The 669-nt window shown below is 62.9% G+C and carries 1 protein-coding gene; it reads left to right on the top strand.

Features of this window, described 5'->3' with window-relative positions:
- The coding region (gene clpX, locus ELR45_RS41665; protein WP_240760220.1) for an ATP-dependent Clp protease ATP-binding subunit ClpX at nucleotides 1-669 on the top strand (669 nt) is incomplete at both ends.

The raw sequence follows: 669 nt of genomic DNA, 5'->3' as shown, positions 1-669 counted from the left end.
TCTTGGAGCAGTACGTCATCGGTCAGGAGCCGGCGAAGAAGGCGCTGTCGGTGGCGGTGTACAACCACTACAAGCGGGTGCGTGCGCATCAGCCCGGAGCCGGCGGCGGCTCGGGCAAGGACGAGGCCGTCGAGGTGGCCAAGTCCAATATCCTGCTGACCGGCCCGACCGGGTGCGGGAAGACATATCTGGCGCAGACGTTGGCGAAGATGTTGAACGTGCCGTTCGCGATCGCGGACGCCACAGTGCTGACGGAGGCCGGCTACGTCGGTGAGGATGTGGAGAACATCCTGTTGAAGCTGATCCAGGCGGCCGACTACGACGTGAAGAAGGCCGAGACCGGGATCATCTACATCGACGAGATCGACAAGATCGCGCGCAAGAGTGAGAATCCGTCGATCACCCGGGATGTGTCGGGCGAGGGCGTGCAGCAGGCGCTGTTGAAGATGTTGGAGGGGACGTCTGCGAGTGTGCCGCCGCAAGGCGGGCGTAAGCATCCGCAGCAGGAGTTCATCGAGATCGACACGACGAATGTGCTGTTCATCGTGGGCGGGGCGTTCGCGGGGTTGGATCACATCATTCAGCAGCGTGTGGGCTCGCGTGGCTTGGGGTTCGGCGCGGATATTCAGAGCAAGGCCGAGCGGGACTCGGCAGATGTCTTTTCCCAGC

The sequence above is a fragment of the Phytoactinopolyspora endophytica genome, from assembly GCF_004138495.1.
GTDB lineage: Bacteria > Actinomycetota > Actinomycetes > Jiangellales > Jiangellaceae > Phytoactinopolyspora > Phytoactinopolyspora endophytica.
The sequence above is the reverse complement of the archived record's forward strand: the minus strand, read 5'-3'. Positions and strand labels throughout refer to the sequence as shown.